Source organism: Phocaeicola coprophilus DSM 18228 = JCM 13818 (assembly GCF_000157915.1).
Classification (GTDB): Bacteria; Bacteroidota; Bacteroidia; order Bacteroidales; family Bacteroidaceae; genus Phocaeicola; species Phocaeicola coprophilus.
The window spans coordinates 129016-135335 of the sequence record NZ_EQ973637.1; the positions used below are offsets into that span (position 1 = coordinate 129016).

At 47.5% G+C, this 6320-nt stretch carries 5 protein-coding genes; 4 read left to right on the plus strand and 1 reads right to left on the minus strand.

Features of this window, described 5'->3' with window-relative positions:
* The 4 genes from BACCOPRO_RS06605 to BACCOPRO_RS06620 form a co-directional block, all read left to right on the plus strand.
* Positions 1 to 467 (plus strand): 5'-nucleotidase C-terminal domain-containing protein (locus tag BACCOPRO_RS06605; protein ID WP_008142104.1); only part of this gene is annotated, 467 nt, incomplete at its 5' end.
* A 30-nt stretch (positions 468 to 497) separates the two neighbouring features.
* Positions 498 to 845 (plus strand): DUF8478 family putative metalloprotein, encoded by a 348-nt coding sequence (locus BACCOPRO_RS06610; RefSeq protein ID WP_008142105.1) that lies wholly within the window; start codon positions 498 to 500, stop codon positions 843 to 845.
* Between the two features lie 221 nt (positions 846 to 1066).
* Positions 1067 to 3505, plus strand: coding sequence for a TonB-dependent receptor (locus tag BACCOPRO_RS06615; RefSeq protein WP_008142106.1), 2439 nt, complete (start codon positions 1067 to 1069; stop codon positions 3503 to 3505).
* A 12-nt stretch (positions 3506 to 3517) separates the two neighbouring features.
* Positions 3518 to 5263, plus strand: a complete 1746-nt coding sequence (locus BACCOPRO_RS06620; RefSeq protein ID WP_008142107.1) for a phospho-sugar mutase — start codon at positions 3518 to 3520, stop codon at positions 5261 to 5263.
* Between the two features lie 157 nt (positions 5264 to 5420).
* On the opposite strand, the gene bla is transcribed toward BACCOPRO_RS06620, so the two are convergent.
* A complete protein-coding gene (gene bla, locus BACCOPRO_RS06625) occupies positions 5421 to 6317 on the minus strand; it encodes a class A beta-lactamase, subclass A2 (protein ID WP_040311287.1) in 897 nt (298 codons plus the stop codon).
* Between the last annotated feature and the right edge of the window lie 3 nt (positions 6318 to 6320).

Here is a 6320-nt window from a genome sequence, read left to right on the forward strand (position 1 = left end):
CCATCTGGACCAATCAGATGAAATCGGCAGATGATCATATCCTGTTGCTGAATGAGGAAGACAAGGGCTTTGGACGTTTCAAGAATCCAAGCTTCAACTTCGATTCGGCTGCCGGCATCATTTATACGGTTGACGTAACCAAGCCTCAGGGTGAGAAGATCCGGATTGAGAGCATGGCTGACGGAACTCCCTTCAGTCTGCAAAAGATATATAAGGTGGCAGTCAATTCCTATCGCGGAAACGGTGGGGGAGACTTGCTGACCAAAGGGGCAGGCATCCCCAAGTCGGAACTGTCCAAACGTATCGTTTTTTCTACGGATAAGGATCTGCGTTACTACCTGATGAAACGCATTGAAGAAGTAAAGACACTCGATCCGAAGCCGTTGAACCAGTGGCGGTTTGTTCCCGAAGAATGGACGCGCCCGGCCATAGAACGAGATTATCAGTTATTATTTGGCAATAAATAAAGAAACCGGTTGATCCGGTAAGTTGAAAGGATGAAGTATATTTCCCGTCACGTACGTATCTGGGCGATCTGCCTGTTGAGCGTGTTTGCCACCTATTATGGGGCAGTCATGCTCTTTGCCCACGTGCACGTGGTGAACGGCGTGATGCTGGTACACTCGCATCCTTTCAATAAGCAACATACTCATGCAGGAGGGCAGGCACTGACCCTGCACTTCCTGTCAACCTTCTCCACAATAGAGCCTGAAATGGCTCATTGGGTCACTCCTGTCTGTCCGGTTTTGTATGTATTGTCCGGCGACATGGATTTGTGGCATGCCGTTTCACCTCATGTGGCGTGTATCCATCTTCGCGCTCCTCCTTCCAGTCTTTTCATTTAAGATTCTGTCAATTATCAGGCCAGGAATGTACTGAAAAGCCTTCAGAAGCCTATGCCAGCCCGCAACCGGACAGCGTTCTGCTGTTAGCCCGGAGTGTGTTCGCATGTTTCTGAACCGCCGGTTGCATTCTTAGTCCGGCCTGTCTTATTTTATGCTTTAAAGAACTTATTTCAATGAAAAGATATACCTTATTATATATAGTAGGAGTGCTGTGCACTTTTATGAATTTATCATGGGCTTATGCCAGCAATCCGGTAAAGGAAGGAAACGTTATTACCGGACATGTGATTGAGAAAGGATCAGAAGCGGGTATCGCTTATGCCACAGTATTAATCGTAGAAACCGGAAAGGGAACGGTGACCAATGATGAAGGTTATTTCCGTTTCAAGGATATTCCTGCGGGAGAATATACCCTGAAAGTACAGATGATGGGTTATGCTACTCAGACAAAGAGGGTGACCGTCAGCAAGGAGTTTACGGTTGACATGCATTTTGTGATGGAAGAAGATGTCATTCAGGTGGATGAGGTGGTTGTTTCTGCCAACCGGAATGAAACCAGCCGCAAGCTGGCGCCTGTGGTGGTGAATGTCATGAATAACCGTCTGTTTGAGATTGTGAATTCTACTGATCTGGCCAAATCGCTCAATTACCAGTCAGGTCTGCGCGTGGAAAACAATTGTCAGAACTGTGGTTTCCCGCAAGTCCGCATCAATGGTCTGGAAGGCCCTTATTCGCAGATCCTTATCAACAGCCGTCCGGTGATGAGCGCCTTGTCGGGTGTATACGGACTGGAGCAGATTCCGGTGAATATGATTGAGCGTGTGGAAGTTGTTCGCGGCGGCGGTTCTGCTTTGTTCGGAGCCAATGCGGTAGGTGGAACCATTAATATTATCACGAAAGACCCCATCAATAATTCATTCCAGGTATCATCAACGATGTCGAATATGAATTCCAAATCGTGGGAGCAGTATGTGGGAGCCAATGCTTCGCTGGTATCTTCTGACAACTCTTACGGGATTGCTCTTTACCAGTCTTATCGTAACCGCAATCCGTATGATGCAGACGGAGACGGATTTTCCGAGCTGGGAAAACTGAATATGAATACTTTCGGTTTGCGTGCCTATTATCGTCCTACGCAGTTCAGCCGCATCAGTCTGGAATATCACACGACAAATGAGTTTCGTCGCGGCGGAAACAAGTTTGATCTTCAGCCGCATGAAACGGATATTACTGAACAGACCAAGCATATCATCAACAGCGGAGGACTGACATACGATGTCTTCTTCCGGGAGTATAAACATAAGCTCTCTATCTACGGTTCAGCACAGCATACGGACCGCAACAGTTACTATGGTGCCGGTATGGATCCGAATGCTTACGGAAGAACGAAGGACCTGACCGTCGTAGGCGGAGCCATGTATGTGGGGAATATGGACAACTGTTTCTTTTCGCCGGCTACTTTTACGGGAGGAATCGAATATCAGTATAATTCCCTGCATGATGTGATGACGGGTTATAAGCGTGATCTGAAACAGGATGTGAAGATTGCCAGCGGATTTGCACAGAATGAATGGAAGATGGAATATTTTACCTTGCTGGCCGGCTTCCGTCTGGACAAACACAACCTGGTGGACAACGTGATTTTCAGTCCCCGTGTCAATGCACTCTGGAAACCATCCGACCGCCTGCAGGGACGTCTGACCTGGTCTACCGGCTTCCGTGCTCCACAGGCTTATGATGAAGATCTTCATGTGGCAGCTGTGGGTGGAGAAGCTATGCTGATCAAGCTGGCAGACGGATTGAAACCGGAGAAATCCAACAGCTTCAGCGGTTCGATTGACTGGAGCTTCAATTTCGGACATTTCCAGTCGAACCTGCTGGTAGAAGGTTTCTATACCGCCCTGAACGATGTGTTTTATCTGGAAGCGCTGGGCAAAGATCCGCAGACCGGAACGCAGATCCAGGAACGCCGCAACGGAAACGGTGCAAGAGTGTATGGAGCAAACATTGACTACAAGATCGCTCATGGTCGGGAAGCTGCCCTTCAGCTGGGATTTACCCTTCAGCGCAGCCGTTACACGGAGGCTGTCAGCTGGAGTGATGATCCTGATGTGGCTCCTATTAAGCGTATGCCTCGTACACCGGACTATTACGGATATGTGACTTTCACTTCGGCACCGTTGAAAAACTTTGATTTCTCGGTGTCGGGAGTCTATACAGGAAAGATGATTGTTCCTCACTTTGCCGGGTACATCGAGAAGGACCGTCTGGAGAAAACACCCGATTTCATGGATGTAAACGTGAAGCTGAACTATACGTTTGTTCTGAATGATCATCTGAAACTACAGCTCAACGGTGGCGTGCAGAATATCTTCAATGCTTTCCAGAAAGATCTGGATAAAGGAGGAAGCCGCGACTCCAAATATTTCTACGGACCGACTCAGCCGCGTACTTATTTTGAGGCATCAAGTTCTTCAATTAAGACTTTCTTGAGTCTCAGAGAAAAAGGCTGCCGGCCCCCTGGAGGGCAGGTAGCCTTGCTTTTTATTTTCCTTGTAATACGGTCTTCTGACAGAACGGGCTTTTTAAATTTATTCCGTCGAAAAGCTAGGATTTATAAACAGATTATCCTACATTTGCGTAAACAAATTAAATTTTAAAATACTATCAATATGGGAAATGAAGAATTGATCAAGCAGTGTACCGAGAAAGCCATGAACTGGCTGACTCCTGCATACGATGCCGAAACACAGGCAGAAGTAAAACGTATGTTGGAAAATCCGGACAAGACCGAACTGATAGAAGCATTCTATAAGGATCTGGAATTTGGAACAGGTGGTTTGCGCGGTATTATGGGCGTAGGTTCCAACCGCATGAATATCTATACCGTAGGTGCAGCCACACAGGGTTTGTCCAATTATCTGAACAAATGTTTTGCCGGAAAGAAAGATATTTCTGTTGTTGTGGGTCATGACTGCCGTAACAACAGCCGCCTGTTTGCTGAAATCTCTGCAAACATTTTCTCTGCCAACGGCATTAAAGTATATTTGTTTGAAGACATGCGTCCGACACCTGAAATGTCGTTTGCCATCCGTCATCTGGGATGCCAGAGCGGTATTATCCTGACAGCTTCTCACAACCCGAAAGAATACAACGGCTACAAGGCTTATTGGGATGATGGCGCACAGGTATTGGCTCCGCATGACAAGGGTATCATTGACGAAGTGAATAAAGTTGCTTCTGCCAAGGATATCAAGTTTGAAGGAAACAAGGATCTGATTCAGATTATCGGTAAGGAAGTGGATGACGAATACTTGCGTCAGGTACATTCCATCTCAATTGATCCGGAAGTGATCAAGCGTCAGAAAGATCTGAAGATCGTCTATACTCCGATCCACGGAACAGGTATGATGCTGATTCCGCAGTCTCTGAAACTGTGGGGCTTTGAAAATGTTCATTGTGTACCCGAACAGATGGTGAAGAGTGGAGATTTCCCAACTGTAGTTTCACCGAATCCGGAAAATGCCGAAGCATTGACTCTGGCTATCAAGCTGGCGAAGGAAATCGATGCTGATATCGTGATGGCTTCCGACCCGGATGCTGACCGTGTGGGTATGGCTTGTAAGGACAGCAAAGGCGAATGGGTATTGATCAACGGTAACCAGACCTGTCTGCTTTTCCTGTACTATATCATCAAGAACCGCATCGCAATGGGTAAGATGAAAGGCAATGAGTTTATCGTGAAGACAATTGTAACTACTGAACTGATCAAAGCCGTTGCCGACAAGAACCATATCAAGATGCTGGACTGCTATACCGGTTTCAAATGGATCGCACGTGAAATCCGTCTGCGTGAAGGTAAGGAACAGTATATTGGCGGCGGTGAAGAAAGCTACGGCTTCCTGGCTGAAGATTTCGTTCGCGATAAAGATGCTGTTTCTGCTTGTTCTTTGCTGGCAGAAATCTGTGCCTGGGCCAAGGATCAGGGCAAGACATTGTATGACGTGCTGATGGATATCTATGTAGAATACGGATTCTCCAAAGAAGTGACCGTCAATGTAGTTAAACCGGGTAAGAGCGGTGCTGACGAAATCAAGGCCATGATGGACAACTTCCGTGCTTGTCCTCCGAAAGAGCTGGGCGGTTCAAAGGTTGTTCTGGTAAAAGATTACAAGACACTGACTGCTACCGATGGAGAAGGAAAGGCTACTCCGCTGGATATGCCGGAACCGTCGAATGTACTTCAGTTCTTCACGGAAGACGGAACCAAGATTTCTGTTCGTCCGTCAGGTACAGAACCGAAGATCAAGTTCTATATGGAAATTAAAGGTGAAATGCATTGTCCGAAATGCTATGCCGGAGCAAACGCTGATGCCATGGAAAAGGTTGAAGCTATTAAGAAGTCTCTGGGTATCTGATAGGACAGATGAAGATAAACTGACAGAAGGCCGTCCGGAAAGTTCCGGGCGGCCTTTTTTTGAATTCCTGAGTGCTGAAAAAACGCTTCGGCGTTTGGGTTTGAATGCCGAAGCGTTTTTTAAAAATATCGAAACGTTTTAAAAAAAGCCCGCGGGCTTATTGGACGAAATTCCAGACTGCTTCTGAAATGGCTGCAATCACTCCGGCTGTTGCCGGAGCATCCTCTTCGGAGTTTTTGACGAACACCGCCAGACTGTACCGGCTGCCGTCAGGAAGAAGGAAGAAACCGATGTCATTGATTCCGATGATTTGTCCTTGTGCATTGCAGTCTCCTGTACCGGTCTTATGCCCGATGACTGCCTTTCCGGAAGGAATCGGTTTCACCAGTCTGTCTTTTCCTGTTTCACATTCGGTCAGTGTCTGTCGGATGAATTGCCGGTCAGATGGCCGGAAAAGTTCCCGGGTCAGAAAAATTTCAAGCAGCCGGGCAGCTTCGAGCGGGGTTGTCCAGTTGTCGTAGGAACGGTTCAGATCGACATGCATGTCATCTTCAGTAGCCGTAATGGAGAAATGGCTGCATCCCAGCGAACGGATGTACCGGTCTGTTTCCTGTGGTCCTCCGGTAAGCCGGAACAGGATGTCACAGGCATTGTTGTCGCTTTGCTGGAGCGTGTATTTCAGCAGCTCGCGGACGGACAGGGAACAGTTTCCCTGCGGATAGCGGTCGCGTAACGGGCTGTAGGTATCAGGCTTTAAATCCTCCGGAGTGATGTAAAGGACAGTGTCCAATGACAGGTGACGGGTTTCCAGCCAGTGGGTAACAGCCAGCGCCTGATGAAACTTGAAGACACTCATCAAAGGGTAGGGACGGTCGTTGTTGATGCTCAGGGTATCCTGTCCGTTCCAGATGAAGGCAACGCCCACCTGAGCTTTACAGGAATGAATGATTGCCTGAATTTGTTCTTTTAGCAGTGTAAGGTCTTTTTCCTTTTGTGAGAAAGCGGACAGAACAGGCAGCAGACTGACGAGCAGCAGAATAATTCTTTTCATGATGAA

Bases quoted from the DNA above. Each gene is read 5' to 3' on its own strand.
- BACCOPRO_RS06610 (WP_008142105.1), top strand. From the start codon at position 498: ATGAAGTATATTTCCCGTCACGTACGTATCTGGGCGATCTGCCTGTTG.
- BACCOPRO_RS06615 (WP_008142106.1), top strand. From the start codon at position 1,067: ATGAATTTATCATGGGCTTATGCCAGCAATCCGGTAAAGGAAGGAAAC.
- BACCOPRO_RS06620 (WP_008142107.1), top strand. From the start codon at position 3,518: ATGGGAAATGAAGAATTGATCAAGCAGTGTACCGAGAAAGCCATGAAC.